Source organism: Humidesulfovibrio mexicanus (assembly GCF_900188225.1).
Taxonomy (GTDB): domain Bacteria; phylum Desulfobacterota; class Desulfovibrionia; order Desulfovibrionales; family Desulfovibrionaceae; genus Humidesulfovibrio; species Humidesulfovibrio mexicanus.
In genome coordinates, this window is the sequence record NZ_FZOC01000001.1 from 250169 (window position 1) to 273420 (window position 23252).

Sequence of the window (23252 nt, forward strand, 5' to 3'; positions counted from 1 at the left end):
TGACTTCCAGTCGGCTATGCAGCAAATTTACCCGTTCCGATGAAACCCCGTGCAGGCCGCTGAACGACCTGCCTCAAGACGAGGAAACACAAAGAAATGAGCGACTACAAGCAGACCCTCAAGCTGCCGCAGACCGGCTTCCCCATGAAGGCCAACCTGAAGCAGAAGGAGCCGGAAATCCTCAAGTTCTGGGAGGAAATCGACGCCTATGGCGCGATGGTTGCGGCCAACGAGGGATACGCGACCTATGTCCTGCACGACGGCCCGCCCTACGCCAACGGCAACATCCACATGGGCACGGCCATGAACAAGACCCTGAAGGACATCGTGGTCAAGTCGCGCAACATGGGCGGAAGGCAAGCCCAGTACGTTCCTGGCTGGGACTGCCACGGGCTGCCCATTGAACACAAGGTGGAGACCGAGCTCAAGAAAAAGAAAAAGGAATTGCCCGCCGTCACCGTGCGCAAGCTGTGCCGCGAGTACGCGCTGAAGTTCCTCGACATCCAGCGCAAGGAATTCAAACGCCTGGGCGTACTGGGGGCATGGGACAAGCCTTACATGACCCTTGACCCCAAATACGAAGCCGCAACGGCGCGCGAACTGGGCAACTTCATGGCCAAGGGATCGGTGATCCGCGGCAAGAAGCCCATCTACTGGTGCTGCTCTTGCCACACGGCCCTGGCCGAGGCCGAGGTGGAATACGCCGACCACTCCTCCCCATCCATCTATGTGCGCTTCCCCCTGGCGGACAAGCGCGTGCAGGAGCTTTTGCCCGCCGGGACCAAGTGGGACCCCGCCAAGACCTTCGTGGCCATCTGGACCACCACTCCCTGGACCCTGCCGGACAACATGGGCGTGTGCGTGCACCCGGAGTTCGACTATGTTTTCGCCGAGGCCGACGGCTGCCTGTACCTCATGGCCGAACGCCTGCTTGCCCCCTGCGCCGAGATTTTCGGCTGGGACGCGCCCAAGGTTGTGGCTCGCCTGAGCGGCGCGAACCTGGAAGGTTTGGAAGCCTGCCACCCCTTTTACAAGCGCAAGTCGCCCATCATCCTGGGCGACCACGTGACGCTGGACGCGGGCACCGGCTGCGTCCACACCGCTCCCGGCCACGGCCGCGAGGACTACGAAGTGGGCCTGAAGTACGGGCTGGAGGTGTACTCCCCCCTGGACGATGCGGGCCGCTTCCTCACGGACGTTGAGTTCTTCGCTGGCCTCACGGTGTTCGAGGCCAACCCCAAGGTCATCGAGAAGCTCAAGCAGGTGGGCCATCTGCTGGCGCAGGAGAAGATCAGCCACTCCTACCCGCACTGCTGGCGCTGCAAGGAGCCGGTCATATTCCGCGCCACCACCCAGTGGTTCATCTCTATGGAGGCGAACGAGCTTCGCAAAAAATCGCTGTCGGCCATCCACAACGACGTGCGCTGGATTCCGGCCTGGGGCGAAGAGCGCATCGGCAACATGATCGAGAACCGCCCGGACTGGTGCATTTCGCGCCAGCGCACCTGGGGCGTGCCCATCGTGGCGCTCATTTGCGAGGACTGCGACGAGGCCTACTTCGACCCAGCCTGGGTCATGGGCGTTGTGGAGAAGTTCGCGCAGCATCCCACTGGCTGTGACTACTGGTTCGAGGCGCCGCTTGAGGAAATCGTGCCGACCGGGCTCAAGTGCCCCAAATGCGGACGTTCGCACTGGCGACGTGAGACCGACATCCTGGATGTCTGGTTCGACTCCGGCACCAGCTTCGCCGCTGTGCTGGAGCAGCGCCCGGAGCTGTCCTGCCCGGCGGACCTGTACCTGGAGGGCTCGGACCAGCATCGCGGCTGGTTCCACAGCTCGCTTTTGGCCAGCATGGGCACGCGCGGGGTTCCGCCATACAAGGCCGTGCTCACCCATGGCTACGTGGTGGACGGCGACGGCCGCAAGATGAGCAAATCCATCGGCAACGTCATCGCCCCGCAGGAGATCATCGACAAGCACGGCGCGGAGATCCTGCGCATGTGGGTTTCGGCCGTGAACTATCAGGAAGACGTGCGCATCTCCGACGAGATCCTTTCACGCCTGGTGGACGCCTACCGCCGCATCCGCAACACGGTGCGCTTCCTCTTGGGCAACTTGGCCGACTTCGACCCGGCTGCTGACGCGGTTGCGCCCAAGGATATGCTCCCCCTGGACCGCTTCGCCCTGGACCTGATGGAGCGCCGCCACAAGACCATCGCCCAGGCTTACGAGGACTTCGAGTTCCACAAGGTGTACCACACCCTGCACAATCTCTGCACCACGGACCTCTCGGCCTTCTATCTCGACATCATCAAGGACCGGCTCTACGTGTGCGCAGGCCTGGAGCGCAGAAGCGCCCAAACCGTGCTGCACAGGGCGCTGCTGATTCTGTTGCACGACATGGCCCCGGTGCTGTCGTTTACGGCGGAAGAGGCGTGGCAGACACTGCCCGAGGCCACGCGCCCCGGCGGCAAAAGCGTATTCACCATGCGCCTGCCTGATGCGTCGGCCAGCCTGTCTGACGCTGAACGGCAAGGCTTCGAACTGCTGCTGGCCGCGCGCGGCGAGGTGACCCGCGCCATTGAGCCCATGCGCAAGGCCGGAGGCATCGGGCACTCCCTGGACACCAGTGTAAGCCTCTACGCCGATGGCGACATGGCCAACGCCCTGGCGACGCCAGGACTCGATCTGCGCGAGTTCCTCATCGTCTCCAAGGTCCAGGTCCGCCCGCTGGCGGAGGCCCCGGCCGATGCGCACGCTTCCGAGGAACTGGCCGGGCTCAAGGTGACGGTCGACCGCGCCCCGGGCGACAAATGCCAACGCTGCTGGCGCTACGACGAAGCGTTGGGCCAGGACGCCGGGCACCCGGACCTTTGCCCGCGGTGTACGGCGGTGGTTCTGGGAAACTAGGAGCGGCAATGGATTCGCGCCTCAAAACAGCGTCCCTGCTCGCCGCAGGCGTCATCATTCCGGACCAGATCACCAAGGCGGTGATCCAGCAAAAGTACGCCTTGTGGGAGACGGACCCCGTGATCCCCGGTTTTTTCAACATGGCCCATGTGCTGAACAAGGGTGCGGCCTTCGGCTTTCTGAACAACCCGGACAGCAACTGGCAGGTCTGGTTCTTCGTTGCCGTCACCGTGCTGGCTGTGGGCTTCATCTCCTACCTGCTCGCCACCGCCGACCCCGGCGACCGGTTCTTCATCTGGGGACTGGGCCTTGTGCTGGGCGGGGCGCTCGGCAACTTCATCGACCGGATCCGCTTCGGGCACGTGGTGGATTTTCTGGACTTCCATGTGGGCGGCTATCACTGGCCGGCCTTCAACGTGGCCGATATCGCCATCACCTGCGGCGCGTTTTCGGTCATCGTTTCCATGTACATGAAAAACCGGCGCGAACACAAAACCGAAACCAGACGCTCAGGGACCGGAGGATAACCGCATGTTTGCGCTCCCCAACCTGGCCCCATCGCAGTGGGCCGTCATCCTCGGGGCCGTGGGGCTGTTCGCCGCCATCAGCCTCTATTCAATATGGGACGCCTTCCACCGTGACTTCGGATCCAGCAACGCCAAGTTCGGCTGGATTCAGCTGGCGGTCATGGTTCCTTTTTTTGGGGGACTGGCGTATCTGATTTTTGGCAGAAAAAGAGGGAGGAGACTGTAATGACCGCTCGCACTACGCTTCTTGCCGTGGGCCTGTCCGCCCTGCTGTTCGGCTGCGCCACCAAGTCGGACCTGGAAACCCTTCAAAACCAGTCCTACCGCGATCGTCAGGAAAGCCGCCGCACCATCCAGAAGCTGGAAGAGCAGCTGACCCAGACTCAGGACCAGCTGCGCGAGGAGATACAGAAGAGCACGAGCCCGGTGCAGGCCAAACAGGCCAACACCTGGGCGGAGCTTGAGGCCATGCGGATGCAGGTGGCCAAGATGCAGGAAAAACTCGACACCCTCACCATGAAATACAACGCCATGACTTCCGCCGGAGAGGGCGCTCCCACCCTGGCCGAGGTTGCGGGCGATGTGCAAAACATCAAAGTCGCGCTGCAGAGCCAGTTCGGCATGGACCTTGGCGCCCCGGCCCCGGCCCCGGCCAAGCACGCGGAGGTCCACGCCCCCGCCCAGGACAAGGCGCAGCCGTCCGCCAAGCCGGCCGAGCCCGTCAAGGCCGCGCCCAAGGCCGAGCCCATCAAGACCACGGATACGGCGGAGGCCCTATTCGCCAAGGCGGACGCGTCCTTCAAGGCCCGGAAGTACGAGGAAGCGCGCCAGTACTACTCGGAGTTCGCCACAAATTTCAAGAAGCATCCCAAGACATCCGACGCGATCTTCTGGGTGGGCGAGAGCGCCTACAACCTGCAGGACTACGGCAAGGCCGTGCTCGCCTATCAGGAAGTCATCGAGCGCTTTCCCAAGAGCGGCAAGTACAAGTCCGCCGTGCTCAAGCAGGGCATGGCCTTCTTCAAGATCGGCAAGGACAAGGCTGGCCGCGCCGTGCTGGAGGACCTCATTTCCCGCTTCCCCAGCGCCCCGGAATCCATCAGCGCCAAGAAGTTTCTCAAGGACCACAAGTAACCCCCGCCCGTCCGCCCGTCACGACGGAAACAGGGCTAGAGGCGCCACATGACAGCAGATGGCAACGGCTTCAGCAAAATCATCTACCTTTCCTTCCCGCCGGAGACCAGCGGCAGGCCCGTGGTATGCAACCTCGCCATGCTCTTCGACCTGCGCTTCAACATCCTCAAGGCCGACATCAGCCCCAGACATGAGGGAAGCCTTACCCTGGAAGTGTCCGGCCGGGAGGAAAACTATCAGAAGGGCCTCTCCTACCTGAAAGAGAACGGGGTCAAAATTACCCCGGCCTCGCAAAAGGTGTCCCGAGACGAGGACGCCTGCATGCACTGCGGGCTGTGCACCTCTCTGTGCCGCACAAAAGCCCTTTCCGTAGACCTGACCACCCGCAAGGTGCTTTTTGATGTGGACCGCTGCTCGGCCTGTGGCATATGCACACGGGTATGCCCTGTGCGGGCCATGATCGTCGATATGAACGATGACGATCTCAGCTGACCCCGATGCCAAGGAGGCGACCGTGAGCGAAGAGAATCCCATCATGCGCGAACTGATGCAGAAGGTGGCCGACAAGCTCACCGCCGACTTGCGCGATACGCTAACCGCCGCCGTGGAGCGCGAGATCTCCCGCACCCTCTCCGGTGCGTTGCTTGAGGGAGAGTTTTATCGCCGCGTGAACGAGGACCTGCAAAAAGGCTTCAAGGAAATCTACCAGGAAATCAAAGTCGCCAAATCCGGCAACAGCGCGCCGGTCCCTGTGAGCGAAGACCCCAACGAACTGTTCAGCCGCGCCTCAAACCAGCTTGACGCCATCCTGCAGACCACGGAAAACGCCACGGTCAAGATCATCGAAACCATAGAAAACCTGCAGACAATGAGCGACACCCTGGGCGGCATCGTCAAGTCCTTCGAAAGGGGCGGGGTATCCAAGTCGGAACGGGAGACCCTCGGCCGCATCAACGATGCCCTGAGCCGCGATCTCATGAGCATAATGACCACGTTGAGCTTTCAGGACCTCACGGGGCAGCGCATCAAGATCATCATTGAAACGATTAAGAAGATTGAAAAAATTGTCCTTGATGTGTACATGACGACAGGGCTCATGATCAAGGCCCGCGCCGAGGCGCCTGCCGAGGAGGCTGACTTCAACGACCTTCAGGCCAAGGCCAAGACCCAGCTCTCCACACTGCAAGGCCCGCAGCTCGACTCCACGCAGGGCTCCGTGGACGACCTGCTGGCCAGCCTGGGGCTGTAGATACCGCCTTGACAGGCCAACGCCAAAAGGATAGCTAGGCAACCCGCACGGGCAATTAGCTCAGTTGGATAGAGCGTCGGCCTCCGGAGCCGAAGGCCGTGGGTTCGAATCCCGCATTGCCCACCACAGCACATAAAAGGCCGCATCCGCGTAGATGTGGCCTTTTTTTACGTGCATCTCCGTAACGCCATGCCTCATCCGGCCCGTCTTTGTTTTCCGGTTCGATCATGCTACCCTCCGGCTGGTCGACATGCCAAAACGGCTGCTCGCCCTCACAAATGCACCCCAAGGAGCCCCAATGCCGAAATCACGCCTTTTGCTCCTGCCCATGCTGGCGCTGTTCTCGCTGCTGGTCGGCGGCTGCGGCGCCGCAGCGCGTCTCATGAGCCCCTCACAGGTGGAAGCCCGCCTCGCCCCAGTTAAAGGCGGCAAGGCCTCCGGCCTTATGACCTTCCGCCAGCAAGGCAAGGAATTGCTCATACTGGGAACCTTCACGGGGCTGACTCCGGGCGCGCACGGCCTGCACATTCACGAGGGCGGGGATTGCGGCGGGCCCGCCGCGCGCAACGCGGGCGGACACTTCAATCCAACCGGCGCTCGCCACGGCAGCCCAGGCGCCGCATCGCACCACGCGGGCGACCTGCCCATGGTCACGGCAGGGGCCGATGGCACGGCGCGCTTCCAGGCGCGCATGGCCGGCCTGAGCCTGGACGGCGGCCCCATGTCCATCAACGGACGCACGGTCATCGTCACCGCCCGGCCCGACGACTTCACCACGCAGCCGGACGGGAATTCCGGTCCTGCCGTGGCCTGCGGCGTCATCGGCCAGTCGCGCTGAGCAAACGCCCCCGGAAAGCCGACGCATGGGGGCAAGGCGTTGCCTCAGGCCGCACGGCTTGCCGTTGCGCGGCCCAGGTTCACGTCCACGCCGATGACGCACAGCAGATCTCCGGACTTGGAGTACACAGGGGCGGAAACGGTGATGCAGTTCTCTCCGGTGGCGCTTGACACATACACCTCGCTTACGGCCATCCCGCGCGACTGAACAGGCTGCGTGAACCAAGGCCTGCGTGACCAGTCGCGGCCAAAGGCCGATGCGTCCGCGCTGATTCCACCGCTTCCGCGGCCCATGTTCGACACCACTTGGCGGCCGCGGGCATCCGTAAGGTACAGCAGCTCAAGGGAGGCATGTGTCGTCAGGGCCTGGCGCAGGGCGGCCTCCTGCTCTGCGCGGTCCATGGAGAGAATCCGACTGTCCGCAGCCAGACCGTCCACGACAGCCTGTATGGCTCCGCCGCCGATAAGTTGGAACACCGCGTTCATGGACTCAAGCTCCACCACGCGACCAAGCAGGCCGGTCACCGATGACAAGGAGCTCTGGGCCCCGGCGTGGCTCTGTTCGGATATGCGCTTGACTTGGCGCACGATGTCGCCGATGCGGCCGCTTGATTGCGCCTGCTCGTCGGCGGCTTCGGCCATGTCTCGAATATTTCGGGCCGTGTCGTCGGCAAGGTTGACGATCTCGCGAAGCGATTCTCCCGAGACCTGCGCCAGCCCGACGGCGCTGGCCACACGGCTGGCCGTCTCCTCCATGTCTCGTTCGGTGCGCTCCACCCCTTGTTGGATGTCCAGCGTTCGCTGTGCAACCTCGCGCGTGGCGCTCATGGTCTTTTCCGCCAGTTTGCGCACCTCGTCCGCCACAACGGCAAAGCCACGCCCCGCATCGCCAGCGCGCGCGGCCTCGATTGCGGCGTTCAAGGCAAGCAGGTTGGTCTGGTCGGCGATGTCGCTGATGACGTCCATGATCTTCTCCACCGCCAGGGCCTGGCCGCCCAGTTCGCGCACCACCGAGGCAAGATCCTGAGCCTTGCGCTCCACCTCGCGGATGGCGAATACGGTCTCCTCCACCGTTCCGGAACCATCTTGCGCCTTGTCCCGGGCAAGCCCGGCCTGGTCCACCGCGCTTGTGGCGCGGGTCTGCATTTGGCGCACGGCTTTGTCCAGGCATTCCGTCGCCGCCGCCGCATCGAGCATAAGATCCTGCTGCCGCTGGGCGCCAGCGCCGCTTGCTTCGGAAAGGGCGCGCAACTCGTCGCAAGAGGCGTGGATGCCGTCGATGGCGACGCCAAGCGTACGGGCGGCGGAAAGCAGACCATCACGGCGGGACGCCTCGGCTCGTTCACGCGACAGGACTGCACTGGCAATGGCCTCTTCCACCGCGCGTTCCGCTTGGACAACGCGCATGGACAAGCTTTCACGCTCCCGGCGTAGCTGTCGGCAAGACTTAACAATTTTATCTATTCCATCAAAAAGCATGACAAGTTTGTCGCCGCCAACTCTCAAAACTGTCTTTAAACCCGCATCCTCCGTGGCATCAGCCTGTTCAATGCAGCCGAGCAACTCATGCACGCCTTTACTCAATTGGCCGAGAACACTGGCCACAACCGCGCACGCGACCAAAGCAAGGGCGGCGGCGACAACGGTTCCATACGACAGCAGGACGCTTTGCACATTTGTCATTTGCCGAGCCCCACCCTGAAGTGCGGAATCGCCGGGCAGCATGAGCTGGAGCGAAGCGATCATGAGCAGAATGCACGCGATAGCGCCAAGTTTGACCTGGAGTGACTGAAAATTCATGAAAATCTGTCTCCTTGCATTGGGGGGAACGACTGAACCCAAAAAGCAAGAATCCGGCCAAGATGACGTCTGACGCCGAACCGAGGAAAATGCGTTGCATGGACGCCCCGTTTCTTGCAAAATTAGAGGGAGGATCAGAAATCATCCTTTTCCAGGCCCGCATCGGCCACAAGCCGCACCGGAGCAAGCATGTCCATGTCCTGGTTGAGCAGGGTCACAAAATTTCAGCAGTTCAAGGCCATACGGCGAACGCTTTCCGTGTTTGCCGTGGCGGTCCTGGCGTTGCTCGGCCTCGTCCTGCTCGCTGGGCTCTCCCTGCCGCCCCTTATGTCTTCCGATTTTGGCCTTGGGCTTGCCACGCGCGCACTGGAGTCCGCCTTGGGCAAACCCGTGGCGGTGGAACGACTGGAGTTCAGCTGGGCTGGCGGATTACGCCTCACATCCCTGCGCATTGGGCAGGGTGACTTGCCGTCGCCGACGTTTCTGGCGCGCGTTGCAGAAGCGCGCCTGGACCTAGGCTACCGTGCGCTGCTGAGCGGAGATCTGCGCATGGACCTGGCCGTTCGCGGCCTGCGGCTGCGGCTGCCCCACACGCCCAAGGAACCCGACCCGCCACTCCCTGAAAGCCTGCGCAAGGCATTTGCCCTGCTGCGTACGGGCGTGGCTCCAGTCGACGCCGACGTGGACGCCCACATGCGCCTCGAACTGACCGACGCCATCGTGCGCATCGAGCCGGAGCCGGGCGGACAGCCGCTTGAACTGTGCGTGGTCAACTCGCTGGTCGAATCCTCTGGCCTGCGTCATGCCCCCCTGCATGTCGCGGCCTCACTCAGCTTGCGCCCCATTACCGACAACGCTCAGCCGATGCCCGTTCCAATCAGCCTGGAGGCGAAGCTCACCGACCTCAAAGACGCGAACGGCCGCCTTGTTCCGGCGCAGGCAAAACTGGATGCGCGGCTTGACGCACCGGGAACCGAACTGCTGGTCCAAGGCAGCATGGACGCTGGGATCACGGCGTCCCTGCGAGCCGATGCGCGCACAGTCCGCAACGCCTTCGCGCCGCTTGTGCCCGCCCCCCTGCCTGAACTCAGCGGCTCGCTTGCCGCTTCCGCAAGCATCAAGCGCCAGGGAGCCGAAGGTGCGCAGTTGGGGCTGGCGCTCTTTGTTGATGCGCTGCGCGCCGCAAAGGGGCCCCTCGGCTCCACGTCCGTAGGACCGCTGAGCCTGAATCTGCTACAGGAGGCAGAGCTTGACCTCGTTTCCGAAACGGCGGCCATGCCCGGCAGTATGGAGCTGCGCTTCCAAAACGGCGAAGCCTCGCGCCTGGGCTGGACCGCACAGCTCGACGGCCTCCAGAAAAACAGCGTCCGCCTGGGGGTCGGCATGTCCGATGTCAGGCTGCAGCTCGCGCCGCTGCTTCCCGCACTGCAGGGCTTCCTCCCGGCTGGACTCAGCCTCAAGCGAGCCGAGTTTGGCCTGGACCGACTGGACCTCGCCTCGGAAATCTCATCAGAAGGCGGACGACCAGACATCCGCCTCGTCCTGCGCGGCTTCTCCCTTCGCGTGGAAAGGGCGACCCTGCCCCCCGCCCGCCTGCAGGCGCGGAACGTGGGGCTGCTGGTGCATGAAGCCGCCGCAAACCTGCCAGCCTCCGAACCTTGGGACATCCGTGCAAAGGCGGCCGTAGAAGCCGACTCCCTTCTTCTGGATGGTGAAAAGACTCTGACTCTCAAGGCGTTCCGCCTGCCGAACGCTTCGCTGGAATTCACGAACCTGCTCCCGACCGCAGAGGCCCTTTACGGCGTAAGCGGGCAGTTGGCCCTCAAGGCGGATGTGCGGCTGCACGGACTGGAAGCAACGGACACGGCGTCCGTGCCGAATATGGATATCGCGCTTGCCGCAACAGGCCAGCTTCCCACCAGCAAAACCGCCACGGTTGCGGTCCGGTCGCTGTCCGTCAGCGCACCCGAACTCCGCATCCAGCACCCTTCCGGACACATATCCACCCCGTTGGAACTGCTGGCCGTGGCGCCCAAGATCACTCTGGGCCACGATGGCCTGACGGGCTTCACGGACGCGTCGGTCAGGCTTGACCTTGGCCGGGCCGGTCACGGCGACGCGATGGCAAGCCTTGCCGCACGCAGCCTGCGCAGCACGGGCGGACTGCGCATCGATGCTGGCAGGGCGCTGGCCCTTTGCGCCCCGCTCGTCCCGTCCGGGCTTGCGGCCAGCGGGACGGCTGAGGCCACCTGGACACTTGACGCGGAGCTCCCCGCCGCAACCAACGCAGGCGGCCCGAGCATCACCAACTCGCTAAAAGAAAAGCTTAAAAAACTTGAAGCGTTGCATGAGCTGCACGCCACCCTGCGGCTGGACAGGCTCGACATCTCGTTGCCTCTCGCCGCGCCAAGCGGGGGCCAGCCTGAACCGCTGCGATTGCGTGGACTGACCACGCCGCGCCCAATGCGGCTTGCCGTTCGCCAGGGGCTGCGCAGGGCGAATCTGGAGGGGAGCGTGGCTTTCGGCCCCCTTGAAACCGTTCCGGGGGCAGGGAGACTTGCGCGGCCCATCAGCGGCCTGCTTACGATAAACGCCGCCCAGCAAAGCCTCCGCTCGGCGCAGCTGTCCCAGATGCTCCATCTGGACGGACTGGAGCTCGACCAGAACCTCACCTTCACTGTGGACAAGCTGGACTCGTTGCTTGGCGCTCCGGACATCCTGGCCGCCGCGCTGGAACGTCTGGATGGCGCTTTCGCTTTCCGGCTGGCAACAAGCCTTGCCGCCCTGCCACCACGCGCCAAGGCCAAGGGACTTGGCGGGACGGGACAGCTTGAGGCGCAGGCGCAAGGTCGGCTCACGGGGGGCAGAACCCTTGACATGTCAGCCAGGCTGCTCAGCCCCGGCCTGGACCTCAGCCTCGGCCCGGACATGGCCGTGCAGGGCATGACCAGCACCCTGCGCCTGGGGCGGCGCTTCCGCCTTGCACCAGGGCTCGCCTGCCCAGGTGATGCCCCTTCCGCAGCCGCGCCGCTCTCCGAACAGGTGTTCGACCTCTTCCCCGCCCAGGGGGAGTTCCAGTCCTCCGCAGAAGCGCCGCTTGGCGGCGTGCTGCTTCAAGACAACGCCGGAGACGCGGGTGCTGTCGGCGGAGCGCTCACAGCCGCAAGAATCCGGCTTCGAGCAGGCCGCCTGGCCGTGGATCTGCGCGACCTTGCGGCACGCCTCGACGACACCGGGCCGGTTCCAGGCCTCAAGTCCTTCCGATGCGGACTGCTGGGGGGCGATATTCTCGGCAGCGCCATGCTGCGCAAAACGGCAGGACGCTACACCCTGGACGCAGACCTCGGCTTCACGGGCATTGATGCCGCCAACCTTGTGCAGGGCGGGACCGCACGCGATGCGGGCGACCAGGCCGAGGCTTCCGGCCGCGTCACCGTCTCGCTGCCCCTCACCCCTGATCCCGAAGAGCTGCTCAGACGGCTGGTGCTGCGCGTGGACATCACCAAAATCGGGCCGCGCACACTGGAGCGCGTCCTCTACGCCCTGGACCCGGACGAACAGAACGAGGCCATCGTCCAGCAACGCCGCCTCATGGACATGGGCCACCCGCGGCATCTGCGCGTTGCGGCCTCCTACGGAAACCTCAGCGTCACCGGGGCGGTGGAGATCAAAGGCTTCCGCCTGGACCTTCCTCCCGTGGACCGACTGCCCATCGCCAACCTGCCCCTGCGCGACAAGCTCGCCACGCCGCTTGCCGCCGTGCCCGGGTTCATACGGTTGCTGGACGCCGCATCAGGAACGCACATCTGCCGCGACCCTGCGGACCCTCAGGGCGCCCTGCGCGTGGTGGAACCAGCCAAACGAGGAGGATCACGATGAAGCGCCACTCCGCCCCTCGCACCTGTGTCCTGGCCGCGGCCCTGTGCTCGGCCCTCGTCGGCTGCACCCTGGCCGAAGTCAAGGTCAACGTGGCCAGCGAACGCACCTCCCTGGAGAACCAGATTCTTGGCTCCTACAATGCCTTGTCCGACGAAACCCTGCTGGTGGCCTCGGTACGCGGGGTGGACCCGCTCGGCCGCATCCAGACGCCGCCTCCAAAGAGCGGCGAGCAGCAGGACGCCATCGCCGCCATGCAGCTCTTGTCCTTCCATGCCGACGATGTGGACGCCTTCAAACGCCTGGGATGGGCGGGAGAGGACAACCAGGGCCTTCTGAAACCCTTCCCCCTGACGCGCGGCAACGCCCCGGACGACTTGAAGGAATTTGCGGCCCGCTACGGACAGAAGGAATTCGACAACGTCGTCGCCGAGGTCAACGCCGCCCGCGAGGTGGTGATGCGCCGGGCCATGGAGACCAACGCCAGGCTTACCCGGGCGGACATGCCCAAGGTGCGCGCCGTGTTCGCCAAGCTCGCGGCCGATGCTTCGCAGCCGGGGGACAAGTTCCAGAATCCCGATGGTGCCTGGACGGTGAAGCGATGAACGCCCGGACAACGCGCCCCGCCCTGGCCGCACTGCTTGCGACCGCCCTGCTCATCTGCCCGGACCGGCCCAGTGCGGCAGCTCCGCCCGATGCCGCACTGGACCAAACGGCCCAGCCCGGCCAAACGCCCGCTGCGGGGCTTCTTCGCCCTGCAGCCATGCGCACGGCGCCCAGAAAACTCGATGTGAACCTGCCCGAACAGGCGAGTTTTGAAACCGGGGCCGTGCGGCAGGCGGATGTGAGCCGCGACGGCAAGTGGCTCGTGCTGACCAGGGTTTCCGGCGGCTACAGCGAACTCTGGCTGCGCTCCCTGGTCACGGGCGTCCCGGTTTTGCCTCGTCGCCTGGCCCCGGCCTTGGCCGACAGGCTTTCGCCCGCCCTTTCGCCGGACGGGCGGCAACTGGCCTTCGTCGGCCTTGAGGACGACATCAAGGGCGACATCTACCTTCTTGACCTGGGCACCCCCGACGCCAGTCTCCGCCGACTCACCGACCGCGATACCGAAGATGGCGCCCCCGCGTTTTCGGCCGACGGCAAGACCCTCTATTTCCACCAACGGTTGCCGGGGCATGGCGACCGGCGCATCGTCGCCCTTGCCCTGGACGCCCGAAAGGCCTCCCCGCGCGTGCTCGACACCGGCGGCGACGCATCCAATCCCGCGCCTTCTCCGGACGGCAAGCGCCTGGCCTTCGTGTCCACGCGAAGCGGCGCAAGCGCCGTGCATCTCATGGACCTTCCCGGAGGCCCAGCCCGCAAGCTCACCAGCGGCGCGGAAAACGAGTCCGCGCCGCGCTTCACTCCGGATGGGTCGCGCATTCTCTTCGTCGTCTCCCCGGCCGATGCGAGCGGAAAGCTGTCGCCATTCATCGCCCAGGCCCCATCGCGCCCCGGTTCGTCCGCGAGCCAGCTCACCAGTGCGGGGCACGCAGCCGATTCCCCCATCATGACGGCGGACAGGCTCTATTTTCTCTCCGAGCGGGGAGGTCCGTCCAATGTCTGGTCATTGCCGCCAGAGGGCGAGATACCGGACCGCCCATCCGAAGAACTTCTCGGCCTTGCCGACACCCTTGCCAACCAACTCCCGGTGGACCGGGCGCTGACCATCCTCGGCTACGCCCGCTCGGCGCAAACCGCCGGGGCGGCGGCCCACCTTGCAGCCGTGGCCCTGTACTCCCAGGGCCGCCAATACGAGATTCTGGGGCTCGACGCCCAGGCCAAGACCTCGCACGAAGACGCGGCACAGCTTGGCAAGCAGCCCCACTCCGGGCTCGCGCGGGTGCGTCTCGCCCTGCTCGCGGCCAAGGCAGAACGCCGCAAGGCCGTCAATGACGCCGGTCGCGCACAGGCCCTTCACAAGGCCCAGCAGGCCCTGGACGCCATCGCCAACGAAAGCGGCGCTGACGCTCGCGTGCGCTGCCAGGCAAAGCTGGAGTTGGCGCGGCTGCTCATGGAGCGAGGCATGGACTCGGCTTCGCTCACGGGGAGCCTGCAACTCCTGGACGCCCTGCTCGCGGCACCGGGCTGCGACCGGGAGCAACAGGCCGAAGCCCTGTTCCTCAAGGCTGAAACCTACGCCAAGATCGGCCACATCCAGGCGGTGCTGCCGCTGTACGCCCAGGTCATCAGCCAGCATCCGGAAGAGGGCAGCTGGGCGGACCTCGCCGTCTCGCGCGTGCTGGACCGCAGTCTGGCCGGTGCGGGAGAACGCTTTGAAGACAAGGCCCAGGCCCTGACGCTGTTAAGCGAGCAATACCGCCAAAGCCTGCCCAAGCTTTCTTTGGGCGCGCTGAACCGCCTGGGCGACGTGTACTTCGCGGCCGACGAGCGGGCGCGGGCCAAGGACGCCTACCGCCAATGCATCGCCAGGGCCAAGAGCGTTCCCCAGGCTGGCACGCAGCTTGCCGCCGCGCGCATGGCGCTCGCCGAAATCCTGTATCTGGAGGAGCGCTTCCACCAGGCCCTGGACCTCTATGAAACGGAAATGGCCGCCCGCCCCTTCGAGGACCGCCTGTACCGGCTGGCCAAGACGGCGCACCTGCGCAAGTCCGTGGCCGCAGGCGACTACCTGCTGCGCGTGGGCGAGGTCTCATCGGCCCAGGCGATCTTCGCCGGGCTGCTGCGCGACGATCCCTCCTTCGTGCCGGCCCACCGGGGCATGATCCGCGCCAGCGCCGCCCTGCGCACCATTCCGGCCACGGTGGCCGAATACCGGACACGCCTGGCCCAACAGCCCGACGACGCGACCCTGCTCTACGCCACAGGATTGGCCCTGACCTACCAGGACGGCAAAGCGCCGCTCTTGGAGGCCCGCTCACTCATCGTCCGGGCCATCCAGCGCAACGGGCAGATGGAATACTTCCACCAGACCCTGGGCTATGTGGACGAGGTGCTGGAGACCGTGCACAAGGAACGCGGCAGACTCGAATCCGCCCTGGAGTCATACCGGCGCGCGCGCTTTCTCAACGCGAGGGAGCAGAATCCGGAGAACGCCGCCAACCTGGACTTGAACATCGGCAACGCGCACTTCCTGCTCGGGCAATATGCCGACGCTTTCGAGGAATACCAGAAGCGCCACGATTCCGGGGTTCCTTTCGACAATGAGGAGACCGAAATCCTGTTTTTGCAGCGCTTCGGGGCATCGGCCTTCCAGGTGCGCGAACCGGAAAAGCCCATCCTGGCCTACACGCAATCCCTTGAACTGGTGGAACAACGCATCCAGCCCAAATTCGCCTCGGAGATTTTCGGTCGCATCGGCCGCTACGTGTTCGATCGCGTCCTGACTCCGGCCCTTGGGCAAGAAAATCTCGCCGAAACGGCCAAGAAGCTGGCCACGCGCCAATCCGACCTGAACAACCGACTCTTCGAGGCCAGCACAGCCCCAGCCGGACCGCCGCCCGATCCCGCCTGGGCACGCTACGCCTCGGCCATCCAGGGGCTGCTTTCCGAACAGGACGCCATCATCCGCGAACTGCCCCCGCTCATGCCTGGGCAGGCGGACACGCACATGCTGAACCTCAAGGTGATGACAAACAAGGTGCGCGAGGCGCTGGGCTTCCCGCCGCGCTTCGTGGAGCTGCGGGCGGAGCTTCACGACCGCCTCGGCTTGGCGCTTCAGGAAACCGGGCGCTGGAAGGAGGCCCGCGAATCCTTTGAAAAGGCCCTGGCCATGAACACCGCCCTTGGCCTGAACCGCAACCTGGCCGCCAACCAGCGCTCCGTAGCCTACAACGCCTTCATGGAGGCGGGGCTTACCACCGGCCTTGAGCGCGACCGCCTGCTGGACGCTGCGGAGGCCGGTTTCCGACGGGTTCCGGAGCTTGTGGCGCGCCACGGCGTCGTTGGCAAGCGTGGCGGCGGACGGGGCAAAGGTCTTGTCAACCTGGATTTCGACGTGACCCTGGACGCGACCACGGCCTCCCAGGCAGCTTACGGCTTCAGCGCGGAGCAGGAGCTGCGCCTGGCCGACACCTTCCTGGCGCGCATTGCGGCGGAGCAAGGCCGACCGCGCGAAGCCCTTGGCCTTGTGGAACGCCAGTCCAAATCCTTCGAGCGGGGCGACATCGCCCCCCGGGACGCCTTTGGCGCGGCGCTGCTGCTGCATCGTGCGGGGCTGCTGGAAACCGGACTGGGACGCGAGGCCGCAGCCTTCGAGCGCTTCCGCCGCTCGGCCCAACTGGCCCTGGAACTTGGAAACGTGGTCAGCGCCAGCCTCAATGCGGCCGACATGGCCGCCGTGCAGGCCGCCCTGCCCGTGGACGAACGCTTCGCCCAGCGCATGGACCAACTGCGCAGCCTGGAGGGTCTGGTGCGTCGAAGCCTGCGCAGCGCGCCGCCGAGCGGAGAGTCTCTGGCCGTTCCAGTCTTCCACAACCTCATGGCCGCCCACGGCATGGCGTTGGCGGAACGTTTCGACCTCGCCCCCGGAGCCGACCCGGCCCAGATTGCCGCCCTGCGCATGGACACCCTTGCCCGCGTCGGCCAGCGCCTTGCGGACGGCCTGGAATGGTTCCGTGCGCACCCGCCGACCGACCGCCGCGCCGTGGCCGTCAACGCGGCCCTGCGCCTCAACGAGGCGGCTCTCGCGCTGCGCCTTGGCGAAACAGGTCGCCGCGCCCAAGCCTTTGAGGCGGCCTTGGCCCTTGCGGAACGCGGACTGCTGCCAGGCGTTCGCTGGCGCGCACTGGCCGGGCTGGGCCACCTGGACGAAGCCCTTTCCACCCTGGAAGCACTGCCCCTGGACGAACCGACCTGCGGTCCGGGGGAGGTCATGCGAACCTTCGCTCCCAAGGTCGACGCTCTCATCCGCACAGGCAAGGCCGAGGCCGCGTTCAACCTGCTGGAGCGGCTCTCGGAGCTGGAGCGTGTCTCCCGCATGGGTGCCCTGGGAGGAGCCGCCCCTGCGGAGGCGGAACGCGGCCTGCTGCGAAGGTGTGGCACGCGCCTGCTGGCCATTCGAGATCTGACGGACCGGCTGTCGGCTGTGCGCGACCAAGAGCGCGCCGACATTTCGCGCCGCCTGGAGCAGGAGCGGGAAATCCTCGCCGCCGAGCTTGGACCCGAGCGAGAACGCCTGCCCGGAGTCGCCCGCGCCGGGCAAGGCGAAGCCGAACAGGATTGGCTGCTCATGCTCCATGGCCTGTCGGCCGAACTCTCGGCCACGGCCGCCTCGGTCGTCTCCACAACGGACGCGCACTCCGCGACCGCGCTGCGCCAGCGCCACACGGCCCTGGCCGCGCGGCTGACCGCTCTCAAAGCCGAGGCGGTCCGCGACATGGGGAGGCAAGACGCCCCTGGCGCGCTGGGATTCGCGTTGCCCGCACCCGTCGAGGCCATGGACCTCATGGACGCCCTTCCAAAGGGGACGCACGCCCTTCGTGTCGCCCTGTTGCCGGACGGCGGTTGGGCTGCGCTGCGGCTCGACGCGGACTCCGTGCGTGTGCTGCCACTGCCGAATGGGCCCGTTCCGGTTCTTCCTCCGCCCGCCCCAGGCGAAAAGCGCCTGCTCCTCTTCGAGGAGCCGACCGTCTTGGCCGACGAAGACATCAGCCACGCGGTGTCCCTAGGCCTGTCCGGCACGCACATGCGACGCAGCCTAGCCTCGCGCAAGCCCTTCCGGACAAACCTGCTGTTCGTGTCCGGCGCCTATGCCGCGCCGAAGCCGTTCACCGCGACAAACGCCCAGGCCTCCCAGCCGGAACTCGCGGTTCTGGCGGCGCAAGCACATACAGTTGTGGCCACGCCACCCGTACGGCAGCTCCACCGCGCGCCTAGTCGGCAAAACGAACAGGCCACGGAATTCCTGGCCTTGAACGACCCCAAGGCCGAACCCGTTGGCCTGGCTGCCCTGGCCGCCTCCCTGCGCGAGACTTCCCTGGCCGTGCTGGCGCACCCCGAAGCGCAGGACCTGCCCCTCATCGCGCAACTGCTCTCGCTCTATGGGGTTCCCTCGGTGCTTGCGGCTCCGCCTGCGTCCGCTCCCGGCGAAACGACAAGACGCATGGAGTCCTTCCTGACGGCCTATGCCGAGACAACGGCCGCCGACGCCTCTGGGCGCACGGGTGCTCCCCGCTGGCTGCTGCTGGGCGATCCCGGCCTTTCCGTGCAGGAGGCAGAGGCCTTCGCCGTGACGCAGTTCGCGCGTTACGTGCACTCCGGCATGGAGGCCTTCAAGTCGGGCCGCAGCGCAGAGGCTCTGGCGCGTTTTGAAAACGCCCTGCGCGTGGCCCGCTCCTCCGGACAATTCGCAAAGCACATGCCCGACCTGCTGGCCTACTCGCGCGAGAGCGCATACGGCGCTGGAGAATACGATAAGTCCTTGGCCTACGCGCGGGAGTTGGCCGTGCTTCTGGCGAAAATCCAGCCGGACACCCCGGCCCATGCCGAGGCCTTGCTGCGGCTGGGCCTGGTGGAGGCAAGGCTTGAGCGCTACCCCGCCGCCATCACAGCCATGGAGCAAGCGGCGGAGATGCTGGCCAATCTTGAGCTGACGCCAAAAGAAATCGAAGCGCTGTCCAGTCTGGGCGCGGTGCTGGAAAACGCCGTCCAGTACGACAAGGCCCTCGCACGCTTCGAAGGCGCGGCCAAGCTTTCCCGAAAGGCCGGAACCAAGGAACTGGTGGCCAGACAATATATGAGCATCGGCCGCATCCACGACATGCGGCTTTCGCAATATGCGCAGGCCAGGGCCGCCTACGGCGAAGCGTTGCGCATCTATACGGAGCTGGGCAAACGGGCGGACATGGCCCAGGCCCAACTGGACATGGGCCGCTCAGCGCGCCTCACCGGGGACTTCCCGGAGGCCGACCGCCGCTACGCCGAGGCCCTCAAGCTGGCCGGCACGGGCAAGGACCAGGAACGCCTGCGCCTGCGCATCGTCATCGAGCAGGCCAACAACGCATGGAGCCAGGCCCGCTACCAGGAGGCCTTCGACCTCGTCCGCGCGGTGCTCTCTAGCGCCGAAACACACGGCTGGGCGCTGGAGCAGGTCATCGCCCGCAACACTGCCGGCCTGCTCTGGTGGAGCCTTGGCGACCACGAGCGCGCCATCCGCGAGTTGGACGCGGCCCTGCCCCTGGCCAGGAGCCTGCGCATCCGCAAGGACGAAGTGGCCACCACACTGAACAACAGGGGCCTTGTGGAGCGCGACATGGGCCGACCGGAGAAGGCCCTCAAGACCCTGAACGAGGCCCTGGACATTGACCGCGAGATCCGCTCGCGTTGGGCCATCGCCTACGACCTGCGCAACATCGCCCAAACTTACGCGCGCATGGGCGACCCCAAGAAGGCCTTGCCCCTGCTCGGCGAGGCCTTGGACATCGTGTCGCAAACGGGCAACCGCGTGAACCAGGCCAAGATCGTGTTGGCGCAAGGCGAAGCGCTGTTGGCAACGGGCGACGCAGACTCGGCGTTCCGGGCCTTCTCCCAGGCCGATGCCCTGGCCAGGGACATGAACCTGCGCGACAGCCGCTGGCGTGCCCTGCACGGCCTGGCGCGCATCGCCATGTCGGCGCGGCGGCTGCCCGAGGCCCGCGCCCTGCTGGAGCAGGCCGTGACGGTCATTGAGGACATGCGCGCCGAACTCAAGGTCGACCAGTTGAAGGACGGGTTCATCGCCGACAAGGCCGTAGCCTACGAAGACCTCGTCACCGTGCTGGCCGACCTGGGCGAGGTGGCGGAGAGCTTCCGCACGGCGGAACGCTCCCGGGCGCGAAACCTCATGGACTTGCTCGGCAATGCGCGGCGAAATCCACAAAGACCAGAGGACAAGCCCCTTTACGAACGCATGAACGCATTGCGCCGCAAGCTGCACGACCAGGAGACGCTGCTCGCCGGAGCCCAGGCGCAGGCCGAACGCGCCGTCTACGAACGCGGCGTCAAGCGCGCCCAGGACGAATACCGCGACGCCCTGCTGGACCTCCAGGCCCGGCGTCCAGACCTGGCGAGCTTGGTCTCGGTGAACCCGCTGAGGCTGGGCGAGGTGCAGAAGCTGCTGGAGCCAGGCGTGGGGCTTTTGACTTACTACGTCACCGCCGACGAAGTGTTCTGCTGGACCGTGGACTCCGGCCGGGCGGAGCTGGTGCGCACGCGCCTGGGTCGTGAGACCCTGGGCCGCATGGTGCTCACCTACCGGAGGATGCTCCAGAATCTGGAGCCTTCGGACGCCCATTCCAAGGAACTCTACGATCTCCTTGTGGCCCCTGCCCTGCCGAAGCTCGCCGGAGTTCGGACCCTGGGCATCGTGCCCCACGATGCGCTGCACACCCTGTCCTTCGCCAGCCTTGGCAATGGCGAGGAGCATCTGCTGGACCGCCACGCCCTCTTCCAACTGCCCAGCGCCAGCGTGTTCCGATTCACGGTGGCGCGGCGCAATGATGCGCGCAACATCCGCGTGCTGGCAGTGGGCAACCCCGACCTGCGGGACAGTTCCCTGGACCTGCCCTTTGCGGAACGCGAGGTGGAGCAGATGGCCTGGACATATCCTGACATGACGGCCCTTGTGGGCGAAAAGGCCACGAAACAGTGGCTCACGCGGCACATTGGCGAGTTCGGCATCATCCACTTGGCCACCCACGGCGAGTTCGACCCCGCCAATCCGCTGTTCTCCGCCCTCAAGCTTGCTGGGGTAAAAAACGACAACGGCGACCTTGAGGCCGGGGAGGTCTTCGACCTCGACATCAACGCCGACCTGGTGGTGCTCTCCGCCTGCCAGACGGGGCTAGGCAAAGTGACCAGCGGCGACGAGGTGCAAGGCCTCAATCAGGCCTTCCTGTACGCGGGGACGCACGCCCTCGTCTCCAGCCTCTGGCGTGTGAGCGACATCGCCACCGCCATGCTCATGAAGCAGTTCTATCGAGAGTACCAGCAACGCCCCAAGGCCGAAAGCCTACGCCGGGCCATGCTGCATGTGCGGACGCGCTTCCCGCACCCCGGCTACTGGAGCGCCTTCACCCTGACGGGGGATTACAAATAGGAGGCCGAGCGCATGTTCCGCGCACGCCTGGTCCTGGCGCTTGCCGTTCCGTGTCTGCTGGCGGCCGTCGCATTCGGCGCTAACGCCCCGCGCGAAGCGCGGGCGGGCGCAGGGAGCGATGCGTTATCGGAGGTGTGCTGGACTGTGGTGGACGAGGCGCCCTTGCGGCCAAGCGCTTCGGCGGAATCCGGAGTGCTGGCGAGGCTTGGCCGGGGCGAGGCCGTGCGCGTGCTGCAGGCGGAGGGGAACTGGATTCTTGCGTTGCGGACGGATGGGAGCAAGGGATGGGTGTTCCAAGGGCATGTGGCCGCGGAAGCGCCCCTCCCCGCTCCGGCCAGCCTCTTTGAGCCGCTTCCTGCGAGCATGATCCTGGCCGAGGCGGCGGACACGGCCCGGAGTGCGCGTTCTCAGGCGTCGACATCGCAAATCGCCTGCGCCGAACTGAATGTGGCGCTTGAACAACACTTCACGCCGGACATGCTGGAACGATTCCTCCGGGACGGCGCAATCGCGGAGTTCGCCCCCGAACAGTCGCAGCCGCCCAAGGCCCCCCTGTGGCGCAGAATCACGGCATACGGTGGCGAAACGGAGCGGCAGGCGGGGCTGAACCTCGCGGCGCGCATCCTGCGCAGCAAGGCCAAGGCGGCCTTCGGGCTCAGCCTGGGCCGGTATGTGAACCTGGTGGCGCTGGCTGTCGCCCGGCACGCGCCCGGCATCCTGCCGGGGGTGCGCGTTGTGGTGCTGGAACTCTCCGAACCGGTCTCCTTCAGCCTGCCGGGAGGGCTGGTGATGCTCAGCACAGGGACCTTGGCCGCCCTGGACAACGAAGCCCAATTGGCGTTGCTGCTTGCCCACGAGCTGGCCCATGCGGCCCTCGGACACCTGTGGGCCGGGGCCCAGGGCGCGGCATTCTTTCTTCGTGGCGGAACACTGGACAGAACGCGCGCGGGTGATCCGCTGTCCACCGAATTGCTTGATCAGTTGGAAGAGACGGCCCTTGTGCGCGGGCTGAACCCAAAGTTCGAGTACGAAGCCGACCTGGCGGCCATGGACATGGCCTGGCGCGCAGGCTACGATCCCAGGGAATACCCGGCCCTGCTGCACAGGATGCACGATGCGGCAAAGGGCAAACCGAGGACGACAGCCCCACGGGACTGGCCCGCCCTGCACCCGCAGACGGGAGAGCGCTTGGCGCATGTCGCGTCCATGCTTGCGCGCATCCCGGAAACGGGACTCGCCCTGGCCAGGGAACGCTTCCAGGCCAACCGCTGACTCTTCGCCCCCGCCTACTTGCCGAGCCGCTCCACATCGTCCAAAAGCTTGCGCGTTTCGGGCGGAATGTCGGCCTCGGAACCCGGGGTGGAGTCAACGTAGACCTTGTCGCCGATGCGCACGACCCCGCCCTTGTTCACCACGGTTCCGGTCTCGACCTTTGTCGTGCCCTTTTCCACACCGCTCGCGGCCTCGCGCTTTATGGCCTCCTTTTCGGCCTTGAGCCGGGCCTTGAGCTCGGCCTTTTCCTTGTCGCGGGCGGTCTTGGCCGCGGCCCTGTCCGCCGCCTTGCGGGCGTCAGCAGCAGGGTCGTGCGGCAGCAGCAGCACCTTCCCGTCGCGCAGATGCACGTCGGTTCCGGGCCTGTACTTCTCCTTCTGCAACACACCGTCCACGTAGATGTTCTCGCCCTGGATGGTGATGCTGCCGACGCTCTTCGAGGAAGAGACGCCAGCCGGATCGTCGGCCAACGCGGCCCCACCAGCCAAGAATGCGCAGGAACAGGCCAGAGACGCCAGAACCAACCGTGCCATGTGGACCTCCTTGGCGCAGATGCGCCAGCCGTTCTGAA

Annotated in this window: 14 protein-coding genes and 1 tRNA gene; 13 read left to right on the plus strand and 2 right to left on the minus strand. The window is 65.6% G+C overall.

Annotation, left to right across the window (positions count from 1 at the left end; translation table 11 throughout):
* Positions 1 to 96 precede the first annotated feature (96 nt).
* The 8 genes from ileS (at position 97) to CHB73_RS01325 (ending at position 6658) form a co-directional block, all read left to right on the plus strand.
* Positions 97 to 2910, plus strand: coding sequence for an isoleucine--tRNA ligase (ileS, locus tag CHB73_RS01290; protein WP_089271281.1), 2814 nt, complete (start codon positions 97 to 99; stop codon positions 2908 to 2910).
* A gap of 8 nt (positions 2911 to 2918) precedes the next feature.
* Positions 2919 to 3437: a signal peptidase II gene (gene lspA / locus CHB73_RS01295; protein WP_089271283.1), complete on the plus strand. Its 519-nt coding sequence runs from the start codon at positions 2919 to 2921 to the stop codon at positions 3435 to 3437.
* A gap of 4 nt (positions 3438 to 3441) precedes the next feature.
* The gene (locus CHB73_RS01300) at positions 3442 to 3663 is read left to right on the plus strand and encodes a PLD nuclease N-terminal domain-containing protein (RefSeq protein ID WP_089271285.1); all 222 of its coding nucleotides are present in this window, start codon (positions 3442 to 3444) and stop codon (positions 3661 to 3663) included.
* Positions 3663 to 4571, plus strand: coding sequence for a tetratricopeptide repeat protein (locus CHB73_RS01305; RefSeq protein WP_089271287.1), 909 nt, complete (start codon positions 3663 to 3665; stop codon positions 4569 to 4571). Before CHB73_RS01300 ends, CHB73_RS01305 begins: the two co-directional genes overlap by 1 nt.
* Before the next feature lie 48 nt (positions 4572 to 4619).
* Complete coding sequence (locus CHB73_RS01310; RefSeq protein WP_089271289.1) at positions 4620 to 5063, plus strand: NIL domain-containing protein; 444 nt, start codon at positions 4620 to 4622, stop codon at positions 5061 to 5063.
* 22 nt (positions 5064 to 5085) lie between these two features.
* The gene (locus CHB73_RS01315) at positions 5086 to 5820 is read left to right on the plus strand and encodes a protein phosphatase CheZ (RefSeq protein ID WP_235641461.1); all 735 of its coding nucleotides are present in this window, start codon (positions 5086 to 5088) and stop codon (positions 5818 to 5820) included.
* Between the two features lie 49 nt (positions 5821 to 5869).
* Positions 5870 to 5946: transfer RNA gene (locus tag CHB73_RS01320), tRNA-Arg, on the plus strand.
* 172 nt (positions 5947 to 6118) lie between these two features.
* Positions 6119 to 6658, plus strand: coding sequence for a superoxide dismutase family protein (locus CHB73_RS01325; protein WP_089271293.1), 540 nt, complete (start codon positions 6119 to 6121; stop codon positions 6656 to 6658).
* A 44-nt stretch (positions 6659 to 6702) separates the two neighbouring features.
* On the opposite strand, the gene CHB73_RS01330 is transcribed toward CHB73_RS01325, so the two are convergent.
* On the minus strand, positions 6703 to 8064 hold the full coding sequence (locus CHB73_RS01330; RefSeq protein ID WP_179216844.1) for a methyl-accepting chemotaxis protein: 1362 nt from the start codon (positions 8062 to 8064) through the stop codon (positions 6703 to 6705).
* Positions 8065 to 8223: 159 nt separating this feature from the next.
* Here CHB73_RS01330 and CHB73_RS16670 point away from each other — a divergent pair, with 159 nt between their 5' ends.
* The 5 genes from CHB73_RS16670 (at position 8224) to CHB73_RS01350 (ending at position 22681) form a co-directional block, all read left to right on the plus strand.
* Positions 8224 to 8445 (plus strand): hypothetical protein, encoded by a 222-nt coding sequence (locus CHB73_RS16670; protein WP_179216845.1) that lies wholly within the window; start codon positions 8224 to 8226, stop codon positions 8443 to 8445.
* A 201-nt stretch (positions 8446 to 8646) separates the two neighbouring features.
* Positions 8647 to 12336, plus strand: a complete 3690-nt coding sequence (locus CHB73_RS01335; RefSeq protein ID WP_089271297.1) for a hypothetical protein — start codon at positions 8647 to 8649, stop codon at positions 12334 to 12336.
* Positions 12333 to 12938, plus strand: coding sequence for a DUF1318 domain-containing protein (locus tag CHB73_RS01340; RefSeq protein ID WP_089271299.1), 606 nt, complete (start codon positions 12333 to 12335; stop codon positions 12936 to 12938). Before CHB73_RS01335 ends, CHB73_RS01340 begins: the two co-directional genes overlap by 4 nt.
* Positions 12935 to 21409 (plus strand): CHAT domain-containing protein, encoded by an 8475-nt coding sequence (locus CHB73_RS01345; RefSeq protein ID WP_089271301.1) that lies wholly within the window; start codon positions 12935 to 12937, stop codon positions 21407 to 21409. Before CHB73_RS01340 ends, CHB73_RS01345 begins: the two co-directional genes overlap by 4 nt.
* A gap of 12 nt (positions 21410 to 21421) precedes the next feature.
* Positions 21422 to 22681 (plus strand): M48 family metalloprotease, encoded by a 1260-nt coding sequence (locus CHB73_RS01350; protein WP_089271304.1) that lies wholly within the window; start codon positions 21422 to 21424, stop codon positions 22679 to 22681.
* 14 nt (positions 22682 to 22695) lie between these two features.
* Here the strand turns inward: CHB73_RS01350 and CHB73_RS01355 are convergent, their stop codons facing one another.
* A complete protein-coding gene (locus tag CHB73_RS01355) occupies positions 22696 to 23214 on the minus strand; it encodes a hypothetical protein (RefSeq protein ID WP_143337286.1) in 519 nt (172 codons plus the stop codon).
* Positions 23215 to 23252: the final 38 nt, after the last annotated feature.